Genomic DNA, 26,758 nt, shown 5'->3' with positions numbered 1-26,758 from the left:
GAGAAGGATGAGGCGAATTATGGGCAACCATAGTGACGGCAGTCCGAACCACTCGGGCACCGTAGCTACGGCTGGTCAGAATGAGGTGGAGAAATTCCAGGATCCTGGACTTCCCCCGCATCGTTTGCGCCTGGCTGACACGGACCCGAAGGCCGCCAAACGGGCAGAACGGCAGGTCGCTATACTTTTCGGCGTCTCCGTTGTTGGCACCCTGATTTTCCTGGTGGCGTACTTCGCCATCGATCTGGGCGCTGGCTCAGGTGCGGGCATCGGAACGATCCGCCTGCAGAACGCCCTTCTGGGCCTCGGCACAGCTTTCGCCATGCTGGGCATTGGCACCGGCATCGTCCACTGGGCGAAAGCCCTGATGCCCGATCACGAGGTTTCCGAGGAACGCCACGCGATCCGCACCGAAGAGGACCGCCTCGCAGCGGTTCGAATCGTGGACGACATCGTGGAAGAGACCGGCATCAAGCGCCGCCCCCTCATCCGCAACACTCTGCTTGGCGCCGTTGCCCTGGCTCCTCTGCCCGCTATCGCGGTTTTTGGTGACCTTGGCCCCCGCCCGGATAACAAGCTGGCCCACACCATGTGGGCTCCCCAGGAAGGCAAGCTCAAGCGCCTCACCCGGGACCCTGACGGAACGCCGATCAAGGCCTCCGACGTCACTCTGGGATCGGCGTTCCACGTAATTCCTGAGGGACTCAACGAACTCCATGAGGGCAAGCTCAACGAGAAGGCCAAGGCTGTTGTGCTCCTCATGCGTCTCGATCCTGCGTCGCTTAAGCCGTCGGCAGGACGCGAAGACTGGAGCTACAACGGCATCGTTGCCTACTCCAAGATCTGTACCCACGTCGGTTGCCCTGTTGCACTCTATGAGCAGCAGACGCACCACCTGCTGTGCCCGTGCCACCAGTCAACCTTCGATCTCACGCAAGAGTGCAAGGTAATCTTTGGTCCGGCCAGCCGACCCCTCCCCCAGCTGCCCATCGCAGTGGACAACGAGGGCTACCTGGTCGCTACCAGCGACTTCCATGAACCTGTTGGACCTAGCTACTGGGAGCGTGATGAGCATGAGCGCAGCAACAACGCCTAGTGCACCCTTCGTCGCCAAAACCAAAGGCGGCCGCATCACCGACTTCGTCGACCAACGCGTTGGCGGTTCGGGAATCCTCCGCGAATTCGGCCGGAAGGTCTTTCCTGACCACTGGTCGTTCATGTTTGGCGAAGTTGCCCTGTACTCCTTCGTCATCCTGCTGCTTTCCGGCACCTTCCTGACTTTCTGGTTCGATCCGTCAATGGCGGAGACCCACTATGCGGGCTCGTACGTGCCGCTGAAGAACGTGGAAATGTCAGTGGCATACAGCTCCTCGCTGAATATCTCCTTCGATATCCGCGGCGGCCTTTTCATGCGCCAGGTGCACCACTGGTCTGCCCTGCTTTTCGTGGCGTCCATTGCCGTTCACATGCTCCGCGTCTTCTTCACCGGTGCTTTCCGCAAACCGCGTGAAATGAACTGGGTAGTCGGCAGCGTCCTTCTGATCCTTGCCATGGCAGCCGGCTTCACCGGTTACTCCCTCCCCGATGATCTGCTGTCCGGCAACGGCCTGCGAATCATTGACGGCGTCATCAAGGCGATTCCTGTCATCGGCACTTACATCTCCTTCTTCCTTTTCGGTGGCGAGTTCCCCGGCACGGCAGTCATCGGCCGCCTGTACATGCTGCACATCCTGCTGGTGCCTGCGCTGATCCTGCTGATGATCGTGCTCCACCTGTTCATGGTGGTTGTCCACAAGCACACCCAGTACCCCGGTCCCGGCCGCAACGACGGAAACGTCGTCGGCTATCCCCTGGGTCCTGTCTATGCAGCCAAGGCCGGCGGCTTCTTCTTCATCGTCTTCGGTGTGATCGCACTCATGGCGGCCTTCTTTACGATCAACCCGATCTGGAACTACGGCCCGTACGACCCCTCACCGGTGTCCGCCGGTACCCAGCCTGACTGGTACATCGGTTTTGTTGACGGCGCCCTGCGCCTGATGCCGGGCGTCATTGGGAATTTCCACTTCGAGTACGTCATCTTCGGATACACCCTCACCCTGAACGTCCTCCTCCCGGCCCTTGTACCGGCCGGAATCCTGTTCACCGTGATGTTCACGTACCCGTGGATCGAACGGTGGATCACCAAGGATGACCGCGAACACCACGTGCTGGACCGTCCTCGGAACGCCCCGACACGTACCGCCATTGGGGTGGCTGGCTTCGTCTGGTACTGCGTCATGTGGGCAGCTGCAGGTTCTGACCTCATCGCCACTCACTTCCACGTATCGCTGAACGATGTGACGTACTGGCTCCGGGCGCTGTTCTTCGTCGGCCCGATCATCGCGTACATCGTCACCAAGCGTGTTGCACTGGCCCTCCAGCGCAAGGACCGCGAAATCGCACTGCACGGCCGTGAGACCGGCCGCATCGTGCGCCTTCCGCACGGTGAGTTCATCGAGGTCCACGCGCCTCTTGACGAGTACAAGCGGTACAAGCTGGTTGGTTTCGAATCACCGGCTCCGCTGCCGGCAGTTCCCAACGAACACGGCGTCGTGACCAGCAAGGAGAAGCGCCGGGCATTCCTGTCCAAGTGGTTCTTCGAAGACCGCGTGGCACCTGCTACGCCGGCAGAGCTGGAAGCCGCCCACGGCCACCACGCACCCGCAGTAGAGTCGGCTGAGCAAAGCAAGAGCCTCAGCCACTGATCGACAATAAACAAGGGAAAGGCCCGGTCCATTGGACCGGGCCTTTCCCTTTGCCGTTAGTTGCTTCGGTACCCCGAGGAATGATTGCGTGCGGTGCGGGCGCCGGGCCGCTGGAGTGGCACCCAGAGCTTGTAACGGTCCGCTCTGTAGTACGAAACTGAGTAGTCCACCATGGCACGCGCCACAAACGCGTGCCGCTGGATTTTAAGCAGAGGTGTTCCAACGTCCACGTTGAGCAGCCGGGCCGTGGACGGGGACGCGGCCGTTGCCTCAATCATGTCCTCGCCCCACTCCATCACCAGTCCGAACTGTTCGCTGAGGACGTTATACAGGGAAGTGGGAGGCTCTCCGTCAAGAAGTCCGGGGACGCGGTGTGCGGGAATAAAGTTCTCGTCCACACTCATGGGCTCGCCATCAGCCAGCAACAGCCGCCGAAACCGGACCAGGGGCGTCCCCTCCTCCACCTGCAGTTCCCGTGCGAGGAAGGCACTGGCGCCGATCTGCTCGAAGCTAAGGACTTTCGCCGCCGGGACCATGCCGCGACGTTGCATCTCCTCGCTGTAGGAGGTCAGTTTGACCTGCAGATCGAGTTTCGGCTTGCGGACAAAGGTGCCCAGGCCCACCACCCGCTCAATCACCTCCTCACCGACGAGGGCATCTATCGCCTGGCGGACGGTCATCCGCGCGAGGCCGAAGCGCAGGGCAAGATCACGCTCGGAAGGTAGGGCGGATCCCGGCGGACAGGATTCGCTGATATAGGCCCGCAGGATTTCGCGGAGCTGAATATAGATGGCTGTGCCGCTGCTACGGTCAATGTCGCCCCGAATGCCCTGGGCTCTAGCCGCCACGGGATGTCATCCCTGCTTCGTTCTTCACCCTTCAATCTTAAGCCAACGCCGCAGAGGTCTAGACCGGACTGACGATGCAGACGCGTTAGTGGGAGGGCCGGGAGAGGGCTATATTGGATTGGAAAATTCAGCAGGTGGCGGCTCCGGACCGTCAGGACGAAGGAGACGTTTTGGCAGTACACAAGGCAGTGGTTTCGGCTGCCATCGGGTTGCATGCTCGTCCGGCGGCGGAATTCGTCCGGGCCGTGACAGCCACGGGTCTTCCCGTCACCATCCGGAAGGCAGGAATTCAGGGCGTCGACGCCCGATCCCTGCTCGAAGTGATGACTGCTGATTTTGATTGCGGCTGTGAAGTGGAACTTTCAGTAGCTGAGGAGACTCTGGAGGGGCCTTCCGGGCGCGAAGAAGTGGAGCGTGCCCTGTCAATGCTTGTGGCACTTCTTGAGGCTCAGGGAACCGCCTAGGACCCGCAGAGAAACCTCCCCGGTCTTGGAGTGCGGCCACCGGCCCAAAGGCTCCACCACATGGCAAAAGACGCCGGGCCCCACCTGAAGGTGGGGCCCGGCGTCTTTTGTCTACTGTGCAATCCTGTGCAATCCCGGGAGGGGATTAGTGGGCGTGGTCCCCACGGCTGTATTCGAAGACCCAGCCCACCAGCGCTACCACGGCAAGGCCGCCAGCGATGAACACTACCCACCAGCCGACTGCCAGGCCCAGGAAACCGCCCGCGCATGCCAGGCCCAGAACCAGCGGCCACCAGCTCCAGGGGCTGAAGTGTCCCTGCTCACCGGCGCCCTCGTGGATCTCAGCGTCGTTGCGGTCCTCGGGACGCATGCCGACGCGGCGTCCGGTAAAACCTAGATATGCACCGATCATTCCGGCCAGGCCGGCGATGAGCAGGACGCCCAGCAGGCCAACCGGCTCCATCCAGTGCGTCAGGAAACCGTAAACCACGGCAACCGGAACGAAGAAGAAGACACCGGCTCCAAAGATCCAAGACTCGATTTTCACAGCGCTGTATCCTTCTGGTCGGCGTTGCCGAGCACTGCAGCCGCAGGAGCAGGTGACTCGACGGTGTGTACCTGGGCGAGCTCCGGGTGGTGCAGGTCCAGGGCGGGGCGTTCCGAGCGGATGCGCGGCAGGGACGTGAAGTTGTGGCGCGGCGGCGGGCAGGACGTGGCCCATTCCAGTGAGGCGCCGAAGCCCCAGGGGTCGTCCACTTCAACCTTGTCGTTGCTGCGCCAGGTGATGTAAATGTTCCAGAAGAACGGAATCAGCGAGGCGCCCAAGACGAACGAGGCAATGGTGGAGAACTGGTTCATCCAGGTGAAGTTGTCCTCCACCAGGTAGTCTGCATAGCGGCGCGGCATGCCCTCGACGCCGAGCCAGTGCTGGATCAGGAACGTTCCGTGGAAGCCCAGGAACAGCAGCCAGAAGTGGATCTTGCCGAGACGCTCGTTGAGCATCTTGCCTGTCCACTTCGGCCACCAGAAGTAGAAGCCGGCGAACATTGCGAACACCACGGTGCCGAAGACCACGTAGTGGAAGTGTGCCACCACGAAGTAGGAGTCGGAGACGTGGAAGTCCAGCGGCGGGGAGGCCAGGATGATGCCGGTCAGGCCGCCGAAGAGGAACGTGACCAGGAAGCCGATGCTCCACAGCATGGGCGTTTCGAAGGTCAGGGACCCCCGCCACATGGTGCCGATCCAGTTGAAGAACTTCACCCCGGTGGGCACCGCGATCAGCATGGTCATGAACGCGAAGAACGGCAGCAGTACCGAGCCGGTGACGTACATGTGGTGGGCCCACACGGTCACGGACAGTGCGGCAATGGCGATGGTGGCGTAGACCAGGCCCTTGTAGCCGAAGATCGGTTTGCGGCTGAAGACCGGGAAGATTTCCGAGACGATGCCGAAGAACGGCAGCGCGATGATGTACACCTCGGGGTGGCCGAAGAACCAGAACAGGTGCTGCCACAGCACCGCGCCGCCGTTCTCCGGATCAAAGATGTGGGCACCGAAACGACGGTCCGCGCCAAGCGCGAACAGTGCGGCGGCCAGCGGCGGGAAAGCCATCAGGACCAGGATGGAGGTAATGAGGGCGTTCCAGGTGAAGATGGGCATCCGCCACATGGTCATGCCGGGAGCGCGCATGCAGATGATGGTGGTGATGAAGTTGACCGCACCCAGAATGGTGCCGAAGCCGGACAGTGCCAGGCCAAAGACCCACAGGTCACCGCCGATGCCGGGGCTGAAGGTGGTGTTGGACAGCGGGGCGTAGGCAAACCAGCCGAAGGACGCAGCACCCTGAGGGGTGATGAAGCCCGAAACGGCGATGGTGGAGCCGAACAGGAAGAACCAGAAGGCCAGCGCATTCAGCCGCGGGAAGGCAACGTCCGGGGCACCGATCTGCAGCGGCATGATCACGTTTGTGAAGCCGGCAAACAGCGGGGTGGCGAACATCAGCAACATGACAGTGCCGTGCATGGTGAACAGCTGGTTGTACTGTTCCTTGGTCTGCAGGATCTGCATGCCGGGCTCGAACAGCTCGGCACGAATCAGCAGCGCCATCACGCCGCCGAGGCAGAAGAACACAAAGGACGCGATCAGGTACATGTACCCGATGGTCTTGTGGTCCGTCGAGGTGATCCAGTTGACGACAATGCGTCCCTTGGATTTCGGAACTACGGGAGCCTCAAGGGGCCCCACAGGTGCGGATTGGGTGTAAGTAGCCACGTCGCTCCCCCTACTTCGTTTCGTTCAGGTTCGGGTTGCGGTCATACTCGACGCCGAGGAGGCCAGTGTTTCCTGCGGCCTTGAGCTTGTCCATGTGAGCCTGGAATTCAGATTCGGAGACAACCTTCACGCGGAACAGCATTTCGGAGTGGTACTCGCCGCAGAGTTCGGCGCATTTGCCGTCATAGGTTCCCTCTTTAGTCGGAGTGAACCGGATGTAGTTGGTCTTGCCCGGGATCATGTCGCGCTTCTGCAGGAAGGCGGGAACCCAGAAAGAGTGGATGACGTCGCGGGCGTTGAGTTCCAGGTCAACTGACTTATTAACCGGCAAGTAGAGCGTCGGAAGAGCTTCCTTGTCGATGGTGTTGCCCGTCAGGTGCGCCTGGACGCCTGCTTCGTAGAGATCTTCCTGAATGACAGTGCCGGACTTGTAGTTGAAGTCCCATGCCCACTGCTTGCCGCGGACGTCCACTACAACATCCGCCGGCTGTGAGCGATCATCGATGGCCTGCTGGTCGCGGTCAGTGAAGTAGAAGAACACCAGGACCATAAAGATCGGAATGGTCAGGTAGAACACCTCGAGCGGGAGGTTGAAGCTGATCTGCTTCGGGAACCCTACGGTCCCCTTACGGCGGCGGTAGGCAACGATGCACCAGACGATCAAGCCCCACGTAATGATGCCCACAACGAGGGCGGCAATCCATGAGTTGACCCAGAGGTCCATGATCCGGTCAGTGTGATTGGTGGTGCCCCGCTCTGTGGGCAGCCACCCCCTCGATACCTCTGGCGAACATCCAGTCAAAACCAACGCGCCGGCAATTGCCAAGCCTGAGATCGAGGTGATCGTTTTGCGTCGGCTGCCGGTTCGGTTCTGCGAACTCACAGACGGCCCTTCCTACTTGTTGCTGTTGCCCGGCGGCTCTCTGGCCTTCCGGGCACACTAAAAGTTTTACTACTCGGTGTAGAGCTTACCGCTCCGCCGGGCTTTTCGCCCACATGTCGGCGCCGTGCCTTCGTGCCGTTTTTGGCGGACAGAAAGCAGGCGCCGGCACCGGGCGAAAGGACCGGGTCAGTGGAACGAATCACCACATGCGCAGGAGCCTCCGGCATTGGGGTTGTCAATGGTGAAACCCTGCTTGGAGATGGTGTCTTCGAAGTCGATGCTCGCACCGCTGAGGTAGGGCACGCTCATCTTGTCCACCACAACTTCAACGCCGTCGTAGTCACGGACGGCGTCGCCGTCGAGGAGGCGCTCGTCAAAGTAGAGCTGGTAGATCAGGCCCGAGCAGCCGCCGGGCTGGACGGCAACACGGAGCCGGAGGTCCGTGCGGCCTTCCTGTTCCAGCAGGCTCCGGACCTTCCCTGCAGCGACGTCGGTCAGTTTGACCTCATGCTCAGCCAGTTCATCGCTGGCAGCGGCTGCGGTTTCGGTGGTGTTCTCGTTGGTTGCGGTGCTCATTTGGCCTACCTTTGGACGGTCCTGGCGGCTCCGCGTCAGCGGTGCCTGCCCCTACAGATACGGTATGGGCTATAGCTACATGCTACGTCGGTCAGACGTATAGCTCTAACTCCAAACGTAACCGATGCGGCCCGGTCATTTGTTCCCGGCGGGACCCGCTCCGGGAACAAATGACCGGGGCTGCTCACTCGGGTCCGTCGGCGTTGAGCCGCGCCAGGAGCAGCGCCTCGGCAACTATGGCGTTCCTGAAGTCACCGATGTGCAGCGATTCGTTGGCGCTGTGCGCACGCGAGTCGGGGTCTTCGACGCCCGTTACCAGGATCTGGACTTCGGGATACAGGTCCACCAGATCGGAAATGAAGGGAATCGATCCGCCAATTCCCATCTCGACCGCAGGAACGCCCCAGGCCTCCCCCAACGCCCACATGGCGGACCTCGCCGCTGCCGACGACGTGTCGGCGAGGAAAGAGTTCCCGCTCTCGCCCGGCGTGAACACTACTTTCGCACCAAACGGCGCGTTTGCCTCGACATGCCGCCGTACGGCCTCCATGGCGTCAGCGGGCACCTCGCCGGGAGCCAGCCGGAGGCTGAACTTGGCCCTGGCGCGCGGAAGGAGGGTATTGGATGCCACGTCAACCGCGGGAGCGTCGAACCCGATGATGGACAGGGCCGGCTTGGTCCACATCCGTGCAGCGATGCTTCCCGAACCGGCCAGCCTGACGCCGTCGAGCACGGACGCGTCAGCCCGGTACTCCTCTTCGGTGAGGTCCACGCCTGCGTTGTCATAGGACACCAGGCCATCGATGGCCACGTTGCCCTCCGCATCGTGGAGCGTGGCGATCAGCCGGGACAGCAGCGTGGGCGCGTCCAGCACCGGGCCGCCGAACATCCCCGAATGGACAGCGTGGTCGAGCACCTGGACTTCGATGGTGCCGTCAACGAGGCCGCGGAGGCTGGTGGTCAGGGCGGGCACGCCCACCTTCCAATTGCTCGAATCTGCAACAACTATGACGTCGGCACGGAGCAGTTCCCGGTGGGTTTCAAGGAACGTCCGGAATGTGGGCGAGCCCGCTTCCTCTTCGCCCTCGAAAAAGAACGTGACGCCCAGGCCGAACTCCGCACCCAGGACCTCGGACATGGCGGTGTAGGCCGCCACGTGGGCCATGATCCCGGCTTTGTCGTCGGCAGCGCCGCGCCCGTACAGCCTGCCGTTGCGTTCGACGGCGGTGAACGGCTCCGAATCCCAGAGCCCGGAATCTCCGGGCGGCTGTACGTCGTGGTGCGCGTATAGAAGGATGGTCGGCTTGCCTTCCCCGGCAGGGCGCCGTGCGACGACGGCGGGCCCTCCCGGCGTGCCGTCATCCTTGTGACTGCGCAGGACCTGGACTTCGTCGAGCCCTGCGGCGCGCAGCAGGTCGGCCACGGCCACGGCACTGGCGTCCAGGTGTGCCGGATCGAAGCTAGGCCAAGCAATGCCGGGGATGGCCACAAGATCTTTGAGCCTGCTCAGGGTGGTATCGAAGGAACGTTCCACGGCCTGGCGCAGCCCGGTCCCGTCGAAGGACTGGCTGGCGGGGCCGGAACCGGGGTGGCCGGCGTCGGAAGTTCGGGCGTCGTGGGGCGTTGCCGCCTGATTGCGTGTCATGGCGATCACAATACCCGCGCAGAATCCATTAGGCCGCAAGGTATTCTGTTCAAGTGTTCGGACGTAAAAAGGAAGCGCCCTCGGCGCAGGAATCAATAGACCAGCAGGCTGCTGAAGCGGCCGCCCGGCAGGATGCCACGTTGGGCAAGGGTGCGCCCACGCCCAAGCGCAAGGCCCAGGAAGCGGCCCGAAAGCGGCCTCTGGTGCCTGAGGACCGGAAGGCGTCCAAGGCGGCCGAGCGCCAGGCTGTACAGGACCAGCGGACCAAAATGCGCCAGGCCCTGGATACCGGCGACGAGAAGTTCCTGCCGGTGCGGGACAAGGGCCCGCAGAAGCGTTATGCCCGCGACTACGTTGACGCGCGGTTCAGCCTCGGCGAATACCTGATGTTCGGCGCCCTGGTCTTCGTGATCATCTCCCTGATTGTGCCGGCCTCCAGCGAGCAGATGGTTTATGTCCTGGGCGGCTTCTGGGTCATGTTCCTGGCCGTTTTTGTCGATGTCTTCATTCTGTCCCGCCAGCTCCGCAAGAAACTGGCGGCCAAGTTCGGTGAAGTTGAGCGCGGTACGGTCTGGTACGGCTCCATGCGTTCGATGCAGTTCCGCAAACTCCGGCTGCCGAAGCCGCTCGTGAAGCGCGGCCAGTATCCTTCCTGATCTGCCAACCCGGCCCATAAAATCTTCGGGTTGAAAAATCCCCGGCGGACGGACCGCCGGGGATTTTTTATGCCGTTCGGCCCTCAGCTCCGGCGCATCCTGGCCAGTTCACGGTTGATCCGGGCTGCCCAGAAGGGACCTTCATAGAGGAACGCCGTGTAGCCCTGGACCAGGGTGGCGCCGGCATCCAGCCGCTCCTGGACGTCCTGCGCCGTCTCGACGCCCCCGACCGCCACCAGGGTGATCGCGCCGCCGGTGGCTTCCTTCAGCCGGCGAAGCACCTCAAGGGACCGCTGTTTCAGGGGCGCCCCGGACAAGCCTCCGGCACCGCATTCGTCCACCTTAGCTGCCGGCGACTTGAGGCCGGAGCGCCCGATGGTGGTGTTGGTGGCAATGATTCCGTCCAGCTTCAGGTCCAGCGCGAGCCGGGCAACGTCGTCGATGTCCTCGTCACTGAGGTCCGGGGCAATCTTCACCAACAGCGGGACGTGGCGGCCGGCAGCTGTATCGGCCGCCTCCCCCACGGAGGCCAGCAGCGGACGAAGAGTGTGGACGTCCTGGAGCAGACGGAGACCGGGCGTATTGGGCGAACTGACGTTGACCACCAGGTAGTCGGCGGCCGGGGCAAGGCTCCGGGCACTGATCAGGTAGTCTCCCACGGCGTCGTCGAGCTCCACCACCTTGCTCTTGCCGATGTTTACCCCGATAACCGGACGAATGTTGGGGTGCTTGCGCTGGAGAGCTGCGCGTGCCGCCTTGAGGCGGGGTTCGACTGCCGCCGCGCCGTCATTGTTGAAACCCATCCTGTTGATCACGGCGCGGTCTTCAATGAGGCGGAACAGGCGCGGCTTTTCGTTCCCGGGCTGCGCCTGACCAGTGATGGTGCCAACTTCGACGTGTCCGAAGCCGAGTTCCGTGAGGGCTTCGATGCCCAGCCCTTCCTTGTCGAAGCCGGCTGCCAGGCCGAACGGTGACGGAAAGGTGACGCCAAAGGCAGTGGTCTGCAGGGACGGCGCGGGTGCCGTAAACCGCTGGAGCAACCGGCCTGCGCCCGAGGTGTGGGCGAGCTTGATCCCTTTGAATCCGATCTTGTGGGCGCGTTCGGCGTCCATCCATGAAAAGGCCAGCTTGAAGAAAGTCGGATATACGCGCATGGCTCTAGTTTTCCGCCTTCAGCAGCCCAGACCAAACCGGACCGTTCTTAACGGTTGCCCGGCTACGATAAAGCCATGGAGTGGCAGCCTGACATCCTCGGTGCGGGCTTCGAAGCATGCACCTTTGAAGCATCAGGAGCCGACGGTATCCGGCGAACCGCGACGCTGGTCCGGTTGAGCCCCGGCACCGTCGCTCCGGAAACGCAGGAGCGCGCCCATCAGCCCCCGGCCACCAATGCCGGCCCGCGGCGTGCGGTACTTTTCCTTCATGGCTGGAGTGACTATTTCTTCAATATTGACCTTGCGCACTTCTGGCGGCGCAGTGGCTACGAGTTCTACGCACTGGACATGCATAACCACGGCCGCAGCCTGCGTCCGGGGACGCCTGGCGGCTACGTGGCAGATCTGGCCGACTACGACGCCGAAATCGGCCACGCCATGGCCATCATCCAGGGCAATTCAGCAAGTCCGGCCCAGTCTGAGTTGACGCTTATGGGTCATTCCACCGGCGGCCTGGTGGCCGCCCTGTGGGTCAGCCGCCACCCCGGAAGAGTCTCGAACCTGATACTGAATAGTCCGTGGTTGGAAATGCATGGCAGCTCACTGGTACGCCGGGCAGCCTCCACGATGGTGCGGCCGGTGGCCCGCTTCCGGCCGGAAGCGATCCTGAGGCTGCCTGAACGGGGCTTCTATTGGCGGACCATCAGCAGTTCAGCAGAAGGCGAATGGACCCTTGACGACAGGTTCCGGCCGCCCATGGCGTTCCCCCTCCGCGCCGGCTGGCTGAGCGCCGTCATGTCCGGTCATGCCCAGGTGGCCAGGGGGCTGGGCATCGACATCCCTGTCCTGGTCCTGCTCTCGGGGGGCAGCGCCAACGGTCCGTTCTGGACCGAGGAAATGCGGCGTACGGACGCGGTGCTGGACGTGAACATCATCGCCCTCCGGGCCCTCACCCTGGGGCGCAGTGTCACGGTGGAACGGATTGACGGCGCGCTCCACGACGTCTTTCTTTCTCCTGCCGCAGTGCGTGCCGACGCCTATGCCCGGCTCTCCCGGTGGTTGCGCGGCTACGGCACCGCCGCGCCCGAACCCGGCGGCCTTGGACCCGGCGCATGACCGGGCCGCTGCCGGGCGCTGAACCGGCCACGGAGCCGGTTCCGAATCCTCGCGAGTGTTCTTGGGCAGAAGATTTCCTGGGCCCGTCCTTTCAGTCCCGCCCCTTGGTATTAATGCCCGACGACGAAGGAGACGTGGTTGCCACCCTCATCCGTTACGGCGGGGCACCGAAAGCCGCCGGCGGCTCCGGGTCAGAGGTCAGGGTGGTGCTGTACCTGCATGGCTGGGCCGACTATTTTCTCCAGGCTGAACTGGCCGAGCATCTCGCGGCAGAGGGTTTCCACTTCTATGCCCTGGATCTCAGGAAATTCGGCCGGAGCCTGCGGGACTGGCAGACGTCAGGCTACGCGGCGGATCTCCAGGTTTACGACGAGGACCTGTCCGCTGCGTTGGCAGCGATCAGGGCCGACCTTTCGCACCTGACCGGTCCGGGCCGGTCCCCCGCCGTGCATGTCCTGGCCCATTCCCTCGGGGGCCTCATCGCGGCGCTGTGGGCGGACCGTCATCCTGGCGAGCTGGCCAGCCTGATCCTCAATGCCCCCTGGCTGGAGCTGCAGGGAAGCAGCCTCGTGCGGAACCTGGCCATGCGGCTCGTGGAACCGGTGGCCCGCGCGGATCCGAGGCGTCCTTTCCTTTTGCCGGCGATGCCCGGCTATTGGCAGAGCGTCAGCAGCGAAGCACACGGTGAGTGGCAGCTCCATCCCGTTTGGCGTCCGGTCACGTCTTTTCCCATTCGGGCCGGCTGGGTGAAGGCGGTCCTGGCCGGGCACGCCGCCGTCGCCAGGGGGCTGAACATTAAGGCGCCTGTACTGGTGATGCTCTCGGACCGGACCAGGATCCAGGCTGAATGGACTGAGGAGCTGATGCACGCTGATGCGGTGATCGACGTCGAGGAGACGGCCACGCGGGCCCTCCGCCTGGGGCGGCGGATTGCGGTCTTTCGGTATCCCGGCGCCATTCACGACGTCTTCCTCTCCGAGCGGCCGATCCGGGAGGAGGCCTACCGGGACGTTGCCTGCTGGATGGAGTCCTACCCTTGGGGAGAGGCAGCGTCGACTGCGCCTCCGTAGCGCCGGTCGCGTTCAGCGTAGATCTCAACGGCTTTCCAGAGCGTCCTCCGGTCCACATCCGGCCACAGGGTGTCCATAAAGACGAACTCGGCGTAGGCCGACTGCCACAGCAGGAAGTTCGAGAGCCGCTGTTCCCCGGAACTGCGCAGAAAGAGGTCGACGTCGGGCAGGTCAGGTTCGTCCAGGAACCGCTGAATGGTCTTCTCTGAAATTGAACCAGGCTTAATCCGGCCTGCAGCCACCTCTTCGGCAATGGCCGATACCGCGTCCGTGATTTCGGCCCGGCCGCCGTAATTAACACACATGGTCAACGTGCATGTGCTGTTGCCCGCGGTAAATTCCTCAGCTTCTTCCAGTTCCCGAATGACTGATCCCCACAGTCTGGGCCGGCGGCCGGACCAGCGGACGCGGACACCCCACTCGTCCAGCTGGTTCCGCTGCCTGCGAAGCACGTCCTTGTTAAATCCCATGAGGAACCGGACTTCCTCCGGGGAACGGCGCCAGTTCTCCGTGGAGAAGGCATAGACACTCACATATTCGATGCCGAGTTCGATGGCGCCAGCCATCACATCAAGCAGGGCAGGCTCGCCGGCCTTGTGACCCTCGATCCGCGGCAGGCCCCGCTGATTGGCCCAGCGGCCGTTTCCGTCCATCACAATGGCCACATGGCGGGGAATGAACTCGGCCGGGATGCTCGGCGCGACCGCGCCGGACGGATGCGGATACGGCGCCACCACGGGGGCGGTCCGTGCCCGTGCGGGGTTCTTCTTTTTTCCCAAGGCCACTGTCAGCCACGCTCCACATGTTTGAGGGATTTCAGGACACGTTCAAGGTGCCACTGCAGGTATGCGGCCACCAGCCCGGCGGCCTCCCGCCGGTGTGGCACGTCCGATCCGTCCGCCGTCGTCCAGTCCCCTGTCAGGAGGGCGGCCAGCAGCATAACGGTTTCTGCCGCAGGCGCGGGCGACCCGGGCGGCCGACAGTCAGCGCAGACCATGCCGCCGAGGGGAGCGGAAAAGGCCGTGTGCGGCCCCGGCACACCGCACCGGGCGCAGTCCGTGAAACTCGGCGCCCACCCGCCGGTTGCGAGGGCCCGCAGAAGATAGGAGTCCAGGATCAGCCCCGGAGCGTGGTCTCCCCGGCTGAGGGAGGCCAGCGCCCCCACCAGCAGGTTGTACTGTGCTGTGCCGGCTTCGCCGTCAACGTCCGTAAGTTTCTCGGCTGTTTCCGTCATGGCCGCCGCCACGGTGTACCGACCATAGTCCGCGGCGATGCTGCCGCCGTAACTGCCCTTGGCAACAGCCTGGGTAACGATGTCCAGTGACTTCCCGGAGACAAGCTGTAGGTCCGCGACCATAAAGGGCTCCAACCGGGCCCCGAACTTGCTGCTGGTCCGCCGCACACCCTTGGCGACAGCCCTGATCTGGCCGTGGTGCTTGGTCAGGAGGGTAATGATGCGGTCGGCCTCGCCCAGTTTGTGGGTGCGCAACACCACGGCGTCATCGCGGTAAGCCCGCGCAGCAAAGGATTGTTGGACCACGGTTAATCTTCGCACTGTGTCCCGGAAAGCCGGCAATGCCGGGGCGTTGCGCGCCGGAAATCGGCGCGCAACGCTATTCCGGATCAGTCGCGGGCATCCCGGATGGCACGGTTGACAGCGGAAATCACTGCTTTCAAGGAGGAGGTGCTGGTGTTGGCATCCATGCCGACACCCCACAGGACCCGCTCCCCCACGGCGCACTCGACGTAAGCAGCCGCGGTGGCGTTTCCGCCTTCCGAGAGTGCGTGTTCGCTGTAGTCCAGAACCCGGACGTCCACACCATCGTCGTGCAGGATGCTCAGCAGCGCGGCGATCGGGCCGTTTCCGGTGCCGGTACGGCGGACCTGGGCACCGTCCACGGTGAGGTTGGCATGCAAGGTCAGCCCGCCGTCGTCATCGGTTTCCGTGCTGAAAGAGCCCAGGGAGTAACGTCCCCACTGGCCGTCCGGCTGGCTGGAGGGCAGGTACTCGTCCTGGAAGATCTGCCAGAGCTGGGCGCCGGTGACTTCACCGCCCACGGTGTCGGTGCGCTTCTGGATCACCCCGGAGAATTCGATCTGGGCGCGCCGCGGCAGGTCCAGGCTGTGCTCGTTCTTGAGCAGGTACGCCACGCCGCCCTTGCCGGACTGCGAATTTACCCGGATGACGGCTTCGTAGCTGCGGCCCAGGTCCTTGGGGTCCACGGGCAGGTACGGGACGGCCCAGGTGAAGTCCGAAACGTCCTTGCCGGCGGCGGCGGCATCCCGTTCCAGGGCCTCAAAGCCCTTCTTGATGGCGTCCTGGTGTGAACCGGAGAACGCAGTGAACACGAGGTCGCCGCCGTACGGGGTACGCTCGGCCACGGGCAGCTGGTTGCAGTATTCCACCGTGCGCCGGACTTCGTCGATGTTGGAGAAGTCGATCATGGGGTCGATGCCCTGCACGAACATGTTCAGTCCCAGCGTGACCAGGTCCACGTTGCCGGTCCGCTCGCCGTTGCCGAACAGGCAGCCTTCGATCCGGTCCGCACCGGCCAGGTAACCCAGCTCGGCCGCAGCGACACCGGTGCCGCGGTCATTGTGCGGGTGCAGGGAAAGAATGATGCCTTCGCGGGGGTGCAGGTGCCGGTGCATCCATTCGATGGAGTCCGCGTAGACGTTCGGGGTGGCCATTTCCACCGTGGCCGGCAGGTTCATGATGACCTGGCGGTCGGCAGAGGCCTCGAACACGTCAGCAATGGCGTTGCACACCCGGACGGCGTACTCCAGTTCCGTTCCCGTGAAGGACTCCGGAGAGTACTCATAGGTGATGCGGGTGTCAACGAGGGTTTCTTCGTACTTCTTGCACAGTCGCGCGCCCTGCAGGGCGATATCCAGGATTCCGTCCTCGTCCTGATTAAACACCACGCGGCGCTGCAGGACGGAAGTGGAGTTGTAGAGGTGCACGATGGCCTGCTTGGCGCCCACCAGCGACTCGTAGGTCCGCTCAATCAGTTGCTCGCGGGCCTGGGTCAGGACCTGGATGGTCACGTCATCGGGAATGTGGTTGCCTTCGATGAGCTGGCGGACAAAGTCGAAGTCGGTCTGGGAGGCGGAGGGAAAACCGACTTCGATTTCCTTGTAGCCCATCCGCACCAGCAGATCGAACATCTTCATCTTGCGCGCCGGGCTCATGGGATCAATCAGCGCCTGGTTGCCGTCACGCAGGTCCACCGCGCACCAGCGCGGGGCTTTGGTGATGACTTTGTCGGGCCAGGTACGGTCCGGCAGCTCAACGGTGATCTGATCCTGGAACGGCAGGTAGCGGTGGGCGGGCATTCCGGAGGGCTTCTGTGCGTTTCGCATTACTATCGGGGCCTTTTCTGTGGTTCATATCTGAAAGGGTGGCCGGGCAACACAAACTCCGCGACGAGGGTGGGCCTTGCGCTAGATCGCGTCTGAGGCCTCGCCGCGGCAGCTAAGAAGAAGCAGTTCTGCGCGCACCATTTGAGAGTAACACGCGTGCGTAAGATGAAGGAGCATCACCTCCAGCAACGTCCACCATGCAGACGCCGCAGCCGGTGCAAGCGCCGGCTGGGGCACGCCACACAAAGGAGCCTCTGTGCCCATTTCGGGGATCGATCTATCCAACATTGACCACACCGTCAGGCCTCAGGACGACCTGTACCAGCACGTGAACGGAACCTGGCTCAAGGCCACCGAAATTCCGGATGACCGGCCGCTGGAGGGGACGTTTACGGCGTTGCGGGACGGCGCGGAAATCGCGGTCCGGGACATTATCGGAGAGGCCGCCGCCAAGGGCGACGCCGCCACCGGCATCGAACGCAAAGTAGGAGACCTCTACAACAGCTTCATGGACGAAGCTGCCGTGGAGGGCAAAGGCATGGACCCCATCCGGGGGCGGCTCGCCGACGTCTTTGCCACCACTTCCGTGCCCGATCTTGTGGCGCTGGCCGGCAGGCTCTTCCGCGCTGACGTGTCAGGCCTCTTTTACATCTACCCGGCACCGGACGCCGGCAATCCGGACCGCGTACTGCTGTACACCGGCCAGGGCGGCCTGGGCCTGCCGGACGAGTCCTACTACCGCGAAGAAAAGTTCGCGCCCATGGTCTCCGCGTACCAGGAGTATGTCCGGAACATGTTCAGCCTGGCCGGCCTGGACGACGCCGAGTCGGCGGCCGGCCGCGTGGTGGCCCTCGAAACCAGCCTGGCCTCCCACCACTGGGACAATGTCACGCTGCGGGACCCGCAGAAGACGTACAACCTGAAATCGTCCGACGAGGCAGCCGCCCTGTTCCCGCTGCTGGGGACATGGTTCGAGGCTGCGGGGATCGACGCCGCGAAACGGAACGAAATCGTGGTGAGCACGCCTGACTTCTTCAGCGGGGCAGCGGCCCTGCTGGAATCCGAGCCGCTGCGGGTGTGGCAGGAATGGCTGGCGCTGCGGGTCATCAACGCGGCTGCACCGTACCTCTCGGCCGAGTTCGTGGATGCCAACTTTGCCTTCTACGGAACCACCATCAGTGGCACGCCCCGCAACAAGGACCGCTGGAAGCGTGCCGTTGCCGTCGTCGAAGCCGCACTTGGCGAGGCCGTCGGACAGATCTACGTGGCCAAACACTTCCCGGAGTCCCACAAGGCCCGCATGCAGACCCTCGTGGCCAACCTGATCGAGGCCTACCGGCAGAGCATCACCGGCCTGGACTGGATGGGCGAGGCTACCAAGGCCGAGGCCCTGCGGAAACTCGAAGCCTTCCGGGCCAAGATCGGCTACCCGGAGAAGTGGATCGATTACTCGGCGGTGGAAATCGATCCTGCCGATCTGCTCGGCAACGTGGAGCGGGCCCATAACGCCGACGTCGACCGTCACCTCGACGAGGTGGGTCAGCCCGTGGACCACGACAAGTGGCTCATGACGCCGCAAACGGTGAACGCCTACTACCACCCGATGCTGAACGAGATCGTCTTCCCCGCAGCCATCCTGCAGCCGCCGTTCTTCACGGCCGACGCCGATGATGCGGTGAACTACGGTGGAATCGGAGCTGTCATCGGTCACGAGATCGGCCACGGTTTTGACGACCAGGGTTCACAGTTCGACGGCGGCGGGGCGCTGCGGAACTGGTGGTCCGAGGATGACCGCAAAGCTTTCGATCAGCTGACCGCGAAGCTGGTTGCCCAGTACGATGCTTTGTCCCCGTATGCGGCGCCCGGTCACAACGTCAACGGCAAGCTCACGCTGGGCGAAAACATCGGTGACCTGGGCGGCCTGACCATCGCCTACAAGGCCTACCTCCTCAGCCTGGACGGCAAGGAACCGGAAGTCCTGGACGGGCTGACGGGCCAGCAGCGCTTCTTTGCCTCCTGGGCAGCGGGCTGGCGCCAGGTGATCCGGCCCGAAGAAGCCATCCGGCGGCTCGCCACGGATCCCCACTCCCCCAACGAGTTCAGGACCAACGCCATCGCCAAGAACCTGGACGCCTTCCATGAGGCCTTCGACGTGACCGAAGAGGACGGCATGTGGATGGCGAAGGAGGAACGCGTCAGCATCTGGTAGGCGTATCCTGCCCGCATTGCACATGCAATACGGAGAAGAGGCGGGGCCGCGTGGCCCCGCCTCTTCTCCCTCTTACCTAAGTCTTACCTCGGTCAGCGAACGATCAGGTAAGGATTCGCCTGCTGGCAACTCTTGTCGCCGGCGGTCTGGCTGACGATGTCCTCCGGCAGGGCGACGGGGCCGGCGCCTGCCCCATAGGCAGTGCCCGAGGTGAAGTCGGTCCCCAGGTAGGCCTGCACGCCGGCAACACGCGGCGCGGACTGTACCTGGGCGGCCGGAATCCCCAGCAGGGCCGCCACGTCAGCGGCGACGTCCTCAAAGCCTGTCCCGTAGTAGACCACGCTTTGGGTCACGGCTGTGGCCGCGAACTGGCCGGTCTGCGTGAAGCCGCCGGCCACCAGCGCCTGCACGATTTCCTGTGCCCGTCCCGGCACGCCACTGCCGTTGGCCACGGTGACGGGCTGGATCGCCTTGTTGTAGGCCGGCACGGGCGGTGCAGTTTCCGTCGGTGCGGTTTCCGTCGGTGCGGTTTCCGTCGGTGCCGCCGACGCCGTGGCCGGGTCCGAGGGGGCCGCGGGATCGGTAAGGTCGACGTCCTTTTGGAGGGCCGTGAACAGTTGCGAGCCGGCCGGTTCGGCAATCTGGAGACGGTTGACGTCTGAGACAGCCGGGGTGGTGGGCACGGCTACGAAGGCCACCTTGCTGATGTCGATGTCCTTCAGCCGGGTGCCGATCGTAAGCAGTGAGGGCACAGAGGCGAGGCCGTCGTCCACGGTGAGGTTCTGCGTCACCGTGTCCGCGATGTTCAGCATTTTTGCCGGGTTGGTCAACGTGCCGTCGTCCTTGATCTTCCGTGTGAGGGAAGACAGGAAGCCCTGCTGGGCTTTGATGCGGCCGAGGTCACCGCCGTCGGCAAAGGCATGCCGGGTACGCAGGAACGCGAGTGCCATTTCCCCCTGCACGGCAGAGGTCCCGGCCGGGAGCCGGAGGCGGGAGTCCGGATCGTAGATGGCGTCGCTGACGCAGACATCTACGCCACCTACGGTGTTGGAGAGTTCCTTGACAGCGTTAAAGTCGGCCATCATGAAGTGGTCGATCTTCAGGCCCGTCAGCTTGTTGATGGTGTCCACGGCGCAGCCGATGCCAGCCTGCGACATTGCCTCATTGATCATGACACCCTTGAGGGCCGGATAGGTCATCTTCGTTTTCGGGTCGGTGCACTGGGGAATGTCAACCAGAAGGTCCCGGGGGAAGCTGATGACGCTGACGCGCTTGTTGTCGGCGGAGACGTCCATCAGCATCATGACGTCGGACTTGCCGTAACCCTTGGAATCCTCCGCCGTGCCATACTCGGCGTTCTTGCCGTCCCTGGTGTCCGAGCCCAGGATCAGGATTTGCATCCTGCCCGTAGCGTCGTCTCCCGCGAGTGCCCCGTCGTCGCCGGCACTCAGCGGCGCAGTGGTGATGTTCGACTGGAGGCGGAAGTACCAGTAGCCGGCGAAGCCGAGGCCGCCGAGCAGGGCGATGGTCAGGACAGCTGTGGTGACCTTCAGCCAGCCGGGCATGCGGCGCTGTCCCCCGAGGTGCCGGGCCACGCCGACGGCGCTGGCGTCCGCGTGCCGGGAAACCGGTCCGGCTCCGGCGGACGCGTCAGCTCCGTACTCGCGATTATCGCGGCCTAGCCCCATGTGGTGTACCTTCCTCGAAAAATTCAATCCGGTCCATTTTAGTCGCCATTTCTGGGAACTTCCCCTCGGCCGGCCGAGGCAAGGCGCGCTGCCGGGTCAGAAACCCAGCTTGACCAGCTGTTTGGGGTCCCGCTGCCAGTCCTTGGCGACCTTCACATGCAGGTCAAGGTAGATGCGGGCACCCAGCAGGGCTTCGATCGCCTTGCGTGCGTTGGTGCCGACCTCGCGGAGCCGGGCGCCGCCCTTGCCGATGATGATGGCCTTCTGGGACGGGCGCTCAACGTATAGGTTGACCCGGACATCGAGGAAGGGGCGGTCCTCGGGCCGGTCTTCACGCGGAACAATTTCGTCCACCACAACGGCCAGGGAGTGCGGCAGTTCGTCGCGCACGCCCTCGAGGGCGGCCTCACGGATGAGCTCGGCGATCATCACCGCTTCCGGTTCGTCCGTCAGGTGCCCGTCCGGGTACAACGGGGGCGACGGCGGCATGTGGCTGATGAGGACATCCGCCAGGGTGCCCACCTGGAAGCCATCGGCGGCGGAGACGGGGACGATGTCCTTCCAGCCATCCTCGCCAAGGACTTCACGGCCCAATGCGGCAACGGCAAGGAGCTGCTCGGTCAGGGCCTGCCGGTCCACCAGGTCCGCCTTGGTGACAATGGCGATGACGGGCTTGCTGCCCAGCTGCGCCAGCTGGGCAGCAATGTACTTATCCCCGGGGCCGATCTTCTCGTTGGCCGGCAGGCAGAATCCGATCGCGTCGACTTCGGCCAGGGTGTCAGCCACGAGGTCGTTAAGCCGTTTGCCGAGCAGGGTGCGGGGACGGTGCAGTCCCGGTGTGTCGACGAGGACCAGCTGGGCGTCCTCCCGGTGGACGATGCCCCGGATGGTGTGCCGCGTGGTTTGGGGCTTGGCGGAGGTGATGGCCACCTTCTGCCCCACCAGGGCATTGGTCAGGGTCGATTTGCCCGCATTGGGGCGGCCCACCAGTACTGAGAAACCGGCCCGGTAACCGCCGTAGTCCGGCGTTTCAGAGCCCTTGCCGGCCGGGCGGTTATTTTTCTTGCTCACGTGGAACTCCCTGCTGGGTTGCTTCCGCCTCGTCAAAGAGGTGGTCAAGGTCAGTGTCTATCTTTGGAGCGGGCGCCGCAATGATGTGGCTGACCCGGTTGCGCCTGCCTTCCAGCCGGTCCGCGCGCAACGAGATGCCGTCCACCTCCACGTGGCTGCCAACGATCGGGACCCGGCCCAGGGCCTTGGCCAGCAAGCCACCCACGGTGTCCACCTCGTCGTCGTCGAGCTCGATGTCGAACAGCTCCCCCAGGTCATCGACGCTCATGCGTGCACTGACCCGGAAGGCACCGCTGCCCAAGGGCACGGCTTCGGCACTTTCGGTATCGTATTCGTCCACGATTTCGCCGACAATTTCCTCGATGAGGTCCTCCAGCGTCACCAGGCCTGCCGTGCCGCCGTATTCGTCAATGACAATGGCCACGTGCGTCGATTCCTTCTGGAGTTCACGCAACAGTTCGCTAACCGGCTTGGACTCGGGAACGTAACGGACTTCCCGTGCCAGCGCTTCCACCGGCGGCTGTTCGTCGTCGGGGCCCAGCTCGTGCAGCGTCGCCGCCACATCCTTGAGGTAGACGATTCCCAGGATCTGGTCCGTGCTGTCCCCGATCACCGGGATGCGCGAATACCCCGAACGCAGGAACAGTGACATGGCGCGCCTGAGGCTGGAGCCGGCGTCGATGCAGAGGATGTCCGTCCTGGGGACCATGACAGCGCGCACCAAGGTATCACCGAAGTCAAAAACCGACTGGATCAGTTCCGCTTCGTTGTCTTCGATCATGTCCGACTCGGAAGCCCGATCCACAAGTTCGCGGAATTCCTGTTCGCTGAAGAAGGCGTCGTCCCCCGCCGGCGCCCCCGGTGCGGCGGCGCTGCCGAGCGCCACGAGCCAGCCGGGGATGGGGCCGAGGATCCAGGTCAGGAACCGGATCAGCGGCGCCGTGTACCGGACGACGGCGCCCGAATGCAGCCTGCCGATCTGGCGGGGCGAAACCCCGACGATGACAAACCCCAGCAGCGCCATGATGCCCGTGGCGGCCAAACCGGCCAGCCACACGTTGTCCAGCAGGCTGTGCAACAGGACGGCGACGGCCACGGCCGACGCCATCTCGAACCAGATCCGCCAAAACCGCAGCGCCCTGATGTGCGCCGTGGGCTGGGCAAGAATGCGACGCATGGCGTTGCCCCTGCTTTTCAGCAACGCATCCTCGGCGTCATGCCGGGGAAGGAACGTGAACGCGGCGTCGGCAGCGGTCAGGAGGGCGGCGGTGCTAAGGAAAACCAGGGCCATGCCAACAAGGATCAGGGGCGTCACTGAGTGGTCTCGGCGGGTGCGTCTTTGCCGGTGAACCCGGAAAGCAGCTGGCGCTGGAGGCCGAACATTTCATCCTTCTCTTCAGGCTCAGCATGGTCATATCCCAGCAGGTGAAGAATGCCGTGCGTGGTCAAAAGCAGCATTTCGTCCTGCAGCCCGTGCCCGGCGTTGGCTGCCTGCATCTGCGCCACCTGGGGGCACACGGCAATGTCGCCGAGCATCCCCTGGGGCGTTGGCCGATCCGGCGTCCCGGGCGTGAGCTCATCCATCGGAACGGACAGCACGTCGGTGGATCCAGGCTCGTCCATGAGTTCGATGTGGAGCTTTTCCATAGCGGGTTCGTCCACCAGCAGGATGGACAGTTCAGCCTGGGGGTGGATGTACAGCTGTTCGAAAACGTACCGGGCCAGGGCCACGAGTTCCGCTTCGTCGACCTGAATCCCTGATTCGTTGTTCACTTCGATGCTCATGCGCGCTCCGCCCGTTTCTCACGGCTTACTGAGTGTTTGACTTTGTTCCGCTGGACTTCGTCCCACAGGCTGTAGGCCCTGACGATGTCACCCACCAGGCGGTGGCGGACCACGTCCGTGGCGTCCAGCACTGAGAAGTTGACGTCGTCGATGCCCTGCAGGATCTCCTCCACGATGCGCAGCCCCGAGCGCGTCCCGAAGGGAAGGTCCACCTGGGTGACGTCCCCGGTGACCACCATTTTGGATCCGAAGCCCAGCCTGGTCAGGAACATCTTCATTTGTTCAGGCGTGGTGTTCTGTGCTTCGTCAAGGATGATGAAGGCGTCGTTGAGCGTGCGGCCGCGCATATACGCCAGGGGCGCAACCTCGATGGTCCCGGCGGCCATGAGGCGCGGGATGGATTCGGGGTCCATCATGTCGTGCAGCGCGTCGTAGAGCGGGCGCAGGTAGGGGTCAATCTTGTCGCTCAGCGTGCCGGGCAGGAACCCCAGCCGCTCGCCGGCTTCGACGGCCGGCCGGGTCAGGATGATGCGGCTGACTTCTTTCTGCTGCAGCGCCTGGACAGCCTTCGCCATGGCCAGGAACGTCTTGCCCGTGCCGGCGGGGCCGATGCCGAAGATCACGGTGTTGGCGTCGATCGCGTCAACATAGTTTTTTTGGTTCAGCGTCTTGGGCCGGATGGTCTTGCCCCGGCTGGACAGGATGTCGTGGGTGAGGACATCCACGGGATTCTGCAGGGACTGGCTGCGGAGCAACGCCACGAGCTGCTGCAGTACGGCCGGGCTGATCACGGTGCCGCGGGCCACAAGGCCGCGGACTTCATGCAGCAGGCGCATGATGTGCGGTACTTCGTTGGCCGGGCCGCTGATGGAGAGTTCGTTTCCGCGGACATGGAAGTTGACGGAAGGGAACTGTTCTTCGATGTACCGCAGCGCCTCATCATGGCTGCCGAGCGATTGGACCATCTGATCGGAGTTGTCAAAGAGAACCACCTCCGTCCGGACACCGGGAAGTGAATGGGGAAATTCTCCGGCGGCACGCTCAGGGTTGAGCCGGCGCTTTCCGTTCGTTGATTCAGTCATGGTGCTGGCCCGCGGGCCCGTGGTCTCCTCCACTTCGAAATTAAATACCGCCGGACACTGCGTGCGGGCTGTTGCCGAGTACGCGGGAGCCAGCGGTTTCTTCCATCTTACGCCAGCAGGGCCGTCGTCGCGGCGGCCCGGGACAGCACCCGGCAGGCCTGCCGAAGGGGGCGGGAATGCCGTGGCAGGCGACATTAGATCTCAACTTCATATCAGCCGCATATCGTTCCCGTTGCAGTTGCGCCCGAGCGGTCATTTGGGCCCGTGAGGAGTGCCGCGCTGTGCCATGCTTGAAATCCAGGCCGTCCGGGGACCGGCTCAGGGGGCCTCGGCCCCAACTTTCACAACCAGGAAGGACAGGGCCATCAGAGTGCCGGAAACATCCGTCCCCCGCGGGGCCGCACGTGCCGCGCGGCCGTCCCGTGCGCGCGGCGCACTGGCTCTTCTTCCGGCGCTCCTGCTGCTAACTGGCTGCATTGCCGATCCCGGCCCCGAGCCCACCTTGACCGCAATCTCCACCGCGGCAGCCTCCGGTTCCCCCGGGGCGCCCTCCACAAGCGCCCCGCTGGAAACCACCCAGTCCTCCAACAAGGCACCCGTGTACTGGATCGGCCGCAGCAACGGCAATGTGTTCCTGTACCGGGAGTTCCGGGACGTCCCGGAGCAGGAGAACCCGGTGACGCGTGCGCTGCGGGCCATGATGTCCGACAAGCCCCTTGATCCCGATTACTTCACCCCGTGGCAGAGTCCCACGGAGCTGGCGACTTCAATCTCCGGAAAGAACGTTATTACTGTCGACGTTTCCGCGGATGCCTTTAACAGCAATCTCGACGCCGACATGGCAGTCCGCGCCATCCAGCAGCTGATCTTCACCGCCACGGCGGCGGCCGCCAGTTCCGGGCTGATCGACTCGGGCCAGCAGATCCAGGTCCGGGTCCTGGTGGACAGCCACACCGATTACCTGGCCTTCGGGCATGTCCAGCTGGGTGCCCCGATGTCACGGGCCGCCGGGATGGTGGCGCCCGTTTGGATCATTGATCCCCAGGAGGGCACGGACGTTGCCGGCGGCAGTGTGAAGATCACGGGCCGCAGCACCGCTCCCGGGGGCAAATTGAGGTGGCAGATCCTGCGGACCGCCGGCAGCGGGGACAAGACGCCGTACCTGACCGGTGAGACTACGGCCGGCAGCGACGCTGCGCAGTCGGGGCTGTTCACGCTGGCCCTGAGCCTGTCGTCCGGAAGCTACGAGCTCCGGGTGTGGCAGGCGGATGCCGGCAACGGCGATGAACTGAACGTGGACACCCGGAAGTTCAACGTCAGTTAGCCCGGGCCCGCGCGGTTTGGATCAGGCGTTCGTGGCGCTCCAGCGGCCCAGCACATCGCTCGCCAGCACGACGGCGGCGGGTCCGGCGGTGGAGGACCTCAGGACGTGGTTCCCCAGGAGTGCCGTGACGGCACCGGCGTCGCAGAGCCTCGTGACTTCGCGGGGACTGATTCCGCCCTCGGGACCAACGATGAGCAGTATCTCCCGCGGCCCGTCGACCGACGGCGCGGCGGCCCGCCAGGACTCCAGCACGGTCCGCAGCGGCCGGACCGCGTCTTCGTGCAGGATCACGGCCAGGTCGGCTGCCGCCACTGCGGCAGCCAGGCCGGGGGTCTCGACGGCGGCGCGCACCCCGGGGATCCAGGCGCGCCGCGCCTGTTTGGCGGCTGCCGTGACCACGGACTGCCATTTGGCGTGGGCTTTGGCGGCCCGCTCACCTTTCCAGCGAACAATAGAGCGTTCCGACTGCCAGGGCACAACAGCGTCGATGCCAAGTTCCGTGGCCGTTTCCACGGCCAGCTCATCCCGGTCGCCCTTAGCCAGAGCCTGGACGAGCACGAGCCGGATGAGCGGCTGTTCCTCCATCACCAGTTCGCCGCATTCGACGGTGAGCTCGGCAGGCGAGGCCGCAACGACCTTCCCGGTCAGCCGCTTGCCCGCACCGTCGGCGATGTCGACGGACTCCCCCGGCGCCAGCCGCTTGACTGTTACCGCATGGCGCGCCTCGGACCCCTGAAGGGTAAAGAGGTCACCGGGAACCAGATGGTCCAGCGCTCCGGCACCGCTGAAGAAGACGGGATTGCTCACCG

Annotated in this window: 24 protein-coding genes; 8 read left to right on the top strand and 16 right to left on the bottom strand. The window is 63.9% G+C overall.

Going from position 1 to position 26,758, the window contains the following annotated elements; translation table 11 throughout:
* Positions 1 to 19: 19 nt before the first annotated feature.
* Positions 20 to 1,096 (top strand): cytochrome bc1 complex Rieske iron-sulfur subunit, encoded by a 1,077-nt coding sequence (qcrA, locus tag NQJ30_RS06325; protein ID WP_255768988.1) that lies wholly within the window; start codon positions 20 to 22, stop codon positions 1,094 to 1,096.
* A complete protein-coding gene (gene qcrB, locus NQJ30_RS06320) occupies positions 1,074 to 2,744 on the top strand; it encodes a cytochrome bc1 complex cytochrome b subunit (protein ID WP_255768987.1) in 1,671 nt (556 codons plus the stop codon). Before qcrA ends, qcrB begins: the two co-directional genes overlap by 23 nt.
* 56 nt (positions 2,745 to 2,800) lie before the next feature.
* Here the strand turns inward: qcrB and NQJ30_RS06315 are convergent, their stop codons facing one another.
* Positions 2,801 to 3,592: a GntR family transcriptional regulator gene (locus tag NQJ30_RS06315; RefSeq protein ID WP_255768986.1), complete on the bottom strand. Its 792-nt coding sequence runs from the start codon at positions 3,590 to 3,592 to the stop codon at positions 2,801 to 2,803.
* Positions 3,593 to 3,762: 170 nt separating this feature from the next.
* On the opposite strand from NQJ30_RS06315, the gene NQJ30_RS06310 reads away from it, so the two are divergent.
* Positions 3,763 to 4,056, top strand: a complete 294-nt coding sequence (locus tag NQJ30_RS06310; RefSeq protein WP_255768985.1) for an HPr family phosphocarrier protein — start codon at positions 3,763 to 3,765, stop codon at positions 4,054 to 4,056.
* Between the two features lie 145 nt (positions 4,057 to 4,201).
* Here the strand turns inward: NQJ30_RS06310 and NQJ30_RS06305 are convergent, their stop codons facing one another.
* The 5 genes from NQJ30_RS06305 to NQJ30_RS06285 all read right to left on the bottom strand — a co-directional run bounded on the left by NQJ30_RS06305 (position 4,202) and on the right by NQJ30_RS06285 (position 9,431).
* Positions 4,202 to 4,603 (bottom strand): cytochrome c oxidase subunit 4, encoded by a 402-nt coding sequence (locus NQJ30_RS06305; protein WP_255768984.1) that lies wholly within the window; start codon positions 4,601 to 4,603, stop codon positions 4,202 to 4,204.
* Positions 4,600 to 6,327, bottom strand: a complete 1,728-nt coding sequence (gene ctaD / locus NQJ30_RS06300) for an aa3-type cytochrome oxidase subunit I (RefSeq protein ID WP_255768983.1) — start codon at positions 6,325 to 6,327, stop codon at positions 4,600 to 4,602. Before ctaD ends, NQJ30_RS06305 begins: the two co-directional genes overlap by 4 nt.
* Before the next feature lie 10 nt (positions 6,328 to 6,337).
* Positions 6,338 to 7,210: an aa3-type cytochrome oxidase subunit II gene (gene ctaC / locus NQJ30_RS06295; RefSeq protein WP_255768981.1), complete on the bottom strand. Its 873-nt coding sequence runs from the start codon at positions 7,208 to 7,210 to the stop codon at positions 6,338 to 6,340.
* A 186-nt stretch (positions 7,211 to 7,396) separates the two neighbouring features.
* Entirely contained in the window at positions 7,397 to 7,786 is a 390-nt protein-coding gene (locus NQJ30_RS06290; protein ID WP_255768980.1) for a HesB/IscA family protein, read from the bottom strand.
* A gap of 184 nt (positions 7,787 to 7,970) precedes the next feature.
* A complete protein-coding gene (locus tag NQJ30_RS06285) occupies positions 7,971 to 9,431 on the bottom strand; it encodes a dipeptidase (protein WP_255768979.1) in 1,461 nt (486 codons plus the stop codon).
* 53 nt (positions 9,432 to 9,484) lie between these two features.
* Here NQJ30_RS06285 and NQJ30_RS06280 point away from each other — a divergent pair, with 53 nt between their 5' ends.
* Positions 9,485 to 10,087 (top strand): DUF3043 domain-containing protein, encoded by a 603-nt coding sequence (locus NQJ30_RS06280; RefSeq protein ID WP_255768978.1) that lies wholly within the window; start codon positions 9,485 to 9,487, stop codon positions 10,085 to 10,087.
* 83 nt (positions 10,088 to 10,170) lie between these two features.
* On the opposite strand, the gene NQJ30_RS06275 is transcribed toward NQJ30_RS06280, so the two are convergent.
* The gene (locus NQJ30_RS06275) at positions 10,171 to 11,241 is read right to left on the bottom strand and encodes a quinone-dependent dihydroorotate dehydrogenase (RefSeq protein ID WP_255768977.1); all 1,071 of its coding nucleotides are present in this window, start codon (positions 11,239 to 11,241) and stop codon (positions 10,171 to 10,173) included.
* Positions 11,242 to 11,316: 75 nt separating this feature from the next.
* Between NQJ30_RS06275 and NQJ30_RS06270 the strand changes: the two genes are divergently transcribed.
* Positions 11,317 to 12,357, top strand: coding sequence for an alpha/beta hydrolase (locus NQJ30_RS06270; protein ID WP_255768976.1), 1,041 nt, complete (start codon positions 11,317 to 11,319; stop codon positions 12,355 to 12,357).
* A complete protein-coding gene (locus NQJ30_RS06265) occupies positions 12,354 to 13,427 on the top strand; it encodes an alpha/beta hydrolase (protein ID WP_374113223.1) in 1,074 nt (357 codons plus the stop codon). Before NQJ30_RS06270 ends, NQJ30_RS06265 begins: the two co-directional genes overlap by 4 nt.
* Here the strand turns inward: NQJ30_RS06265 and NQJ30_RS06260 are convergent.
* The 3 genes from NQJ30_RS06260 to leuA all read right to left on the bottom strand — a co-directional run bounded on the left by NQJ30_RS06260 (position 13,388) and on the right by leuA (position 16,790).
* Positions 13,388 to 14,212 (bottom strand): isoprenyl transferase, encoded by an 825-nt coding sequence (locus NQJ30_RS06260; protein WP_255768974.1) that lies wholly within the window; start codon positions 14,210 to 14,212, stop codon positions 13,388 to 13,390. The genes NQJ30_RS06265 and NQJ30_RS06260 overlap by 40 nt on opposite strands.
* A gap of 2 nt (positions 14,213 to 14,214) precedes the next feature.
* Positions 14,215 to 14,967 carry a DNA repair protein RecO gene (gene recO / locus NQJ30_RS06255; RefSeq protein WP_255768973.1) on the bottom strand — a complete coding sequence of 251 codons (753 nt, stop codon included), beginning with the start codon at positions 14,965 to 14,967 and terminating at the stop codon, positions 14,215 to 14,217.
* 83 nt (positions 14,968 to 15,050) lie between these two features.
* On the bottom strand, positions 15,051 to 16,790 hold the full coding sequence (gene leuA / locus NQJ30_RS06250; protein WP_255768972.1) for a 2-isopropylmalate synthase: 1,740 nt from the start codon (positions 16,788 to 16,790) through the stop codon (positions 15,051 to 15,053).
* A gap of 256 nt (positions 16,791 to 17,046) precedes the next feature.
* Between leuA and NQJ30_RS06245 the strand changes: the two genes are divergently transcribed.
* Positions 17,047 to 18,999, top strand: coding sequence for a M13 family metallopeptidase (locus NQJ30_RS06245; protein WP_255768971.1), 1,953 nt, complete (start codon positions 17,047 to 17,049; stop codon positions 18,997 to 18,999).
* A gap of 92 nt (positions 19,000 to 19,091) precedes the next feature.
* Here NQJ30_RS06245 and NQJ30_RS06240 read toward each other — a convergent pair whose 3' ends face one another.
* From NQJ30_RS06240 to NQJ30_RS06220, 5 genes are all read right to left on the bottom strand, one after another.
* Entirely contained in the window at positions 19,092 to 20,687 is a 1,596-nt protein-coding gene (locus tag NQJ30_RS06240; protein ID WP_255768970.1) for an LCP family protein, read from the bottom strand.
* 96 nt (positions 20,688 to 20,783) lie between these two features.
* Entirely contained in the window at positions 20,784 to 21,758 is a 975-nt protein-coding gene (era, locus tag NQJ30_RS06235) for a GTPase Era (protein WP_255768969.1), read from the bottom strand.
* On the bottom strand, positions 21,742 to 23,073 hold the full coding sequence (locus NQJ30_RS06230) for a hemolysin family protein (RefSeq protein ID WP_255768968.1): 1,332 nt from the start codon (positions 23,071 to 23,073) through the stop codon (positions 21,742 to 21,744). The genes era and NQJ30_RS06230 overlap by 17 nt, the downstream gene beginning before the upstream one ends.
* Positions 23,070 to 23,543, bottom strand: coding sequence for an rRNA maturation RNase YbeY (gene ybeY, locus NQJ30_RS06225; RefSeq protein ID WP_255768967.1), 474 nt, complete (start codon positions 23,541 to 23,543; stop codon positions 23,070 to 23,072). Before ybeY ends, NQJ30_RS06230 begins: the two co-directional genes overlap by 4 nt.
* A complete protein-coding gene (locus NQJ30_RS06220; RefSeq protein WP_255768966.1) occupies positions 23,540 to 24,625 on the bottom strand; it encodes a PhoH family protein in 1,086 nt (361 codons plus the stop codon). The genes ybeY and NQJ30_RS06220 overlap by 4 nt, the downstream gene beginning before the upstream one ends.
* Before the next feature lie 370 nt (positions 24,626 to 24,995).
* Between NQJ30_RS06220 and NQJ30_RS06215 the strand changes: the two genes are divergently transcribed.
* Positions 24,996 to 25,949 (top strand): GerMN domain-containing protein, encoded by a 954-nt coding sequence (locus NQJ30_RS06215; RefSeq protein ID WP_255768965.1) that lies wholly within the window; start codon positions 24,996 to 24,998, stop codon positions 25,947 to 25,949.
* Positions 25,950 to 25,970: 21 nt separating this feature from the next.
* Here the strand turns inward: NQJ30_RS06215 and NQJ30_RS06210 are convergent, their stop codons facing one another.
* Positions 25,971 to 26,756: a 16S rRNA (uracil(1498)-N(3))-methyltransferase gene (locus NQJ30_RS06210; protein WP_255768964.1), complete on the bottom strand. Its 786-nt coding sequence runs from the start codon at positions 26,754 to 26,756 to the stop codon at positions 25,971 to 25,973.
* Positions 26,757 to 26,758: the final 2 nt, after the last annotated feature.

This window comes from Pseudarthrobacter sulfonivorans (assembly GCF_024391045.1).
In the GTDB taxonomy this organism is placed as follows: domain Bacteria; phylum Actinomycetota; class Actinomycetes; order Actinomycetales; family Micrococcaceae; genus Arthrobacter; species Arthrobacter sulfonivorans_B.
This window is presented reverse-complemented; position numbering and strand designations above follow the sequence as displayed.

Coding starts and splice junctions, on each gene's coding strand:
- qcrA (WP_255768988.1), top strand. CDS start 20: ATGGGCAACCATAGTGACGGCAGTCCGAACCACTCGGGCACCGTAGCT.
- qcrB (WP_255768987.1), top strand. CDS start 1,074: ATGAGCGCAGCAACAACGCCTAGTGCACCCTTCGTCGCCAAAACCAAA.
- NQJ30_RS06290 (WP_255768980.1), bottom strand. CDS start 7,786: ATGAGCACCGCAACCAACGAGAACACCACCGAAACCGCAGCCGCTGCC.
- NQJ30_RS06285 (WP_255768979.1), bottom strand. CDS start 9,431: ATGACACGCAATCAGGCGGCAACGCCCCACGACGCCCGAACTTCCGAC.
- NQJ30_RS06275 (WP_255768977.1), bottom strand. CDS start 11,241: ATGCGCGTATATCCGACTTTCTTCAAGCTGGCCTTTTCATGGATGGAC.
- NQJ30_RS06270 (WP_255768976.1), top strand. CDS start 11,317: ATGGAGTGGCAGCCTGACATCCTCGGTGCGGGCTTCGAAGCATGCACC.
- NQJ30_RS06265 (WP_374113223.1), top strand. CDS start 12,354: ATGACCGGGCCGCTGCCGGGCGCTGAACCGGCCACGGAGCCGGTTCCG.
- leuA (WP_255768972.1), bottom strand. CDS start 16,790: ATGCGAAACGCACAGAAGCCCTCCGGAATGCCCGCCCACCGCTACCTG.
- NQJ30_RS06240 (WP_255768970.1), bottom strand. CDS start 20,687: ATGGGGCTAGGCCGCGATAATCGCGAGTACGGAGCTGACGCGTCCGCC.
- ybeY (WP_255768967.1), bottom strand. CDS start 23,543: ATGAGCATCGAAGTGAACAACGAATCAGGGATTCAGGTCGACGAAGCG.
- NQJ30_RS06220 (WP_255768966.1), bottom strand. CDS start 24,625: ATGACTGAATCAACGAACGGAAAGCGCCGGCTCAACCCTGAGCGTGCC.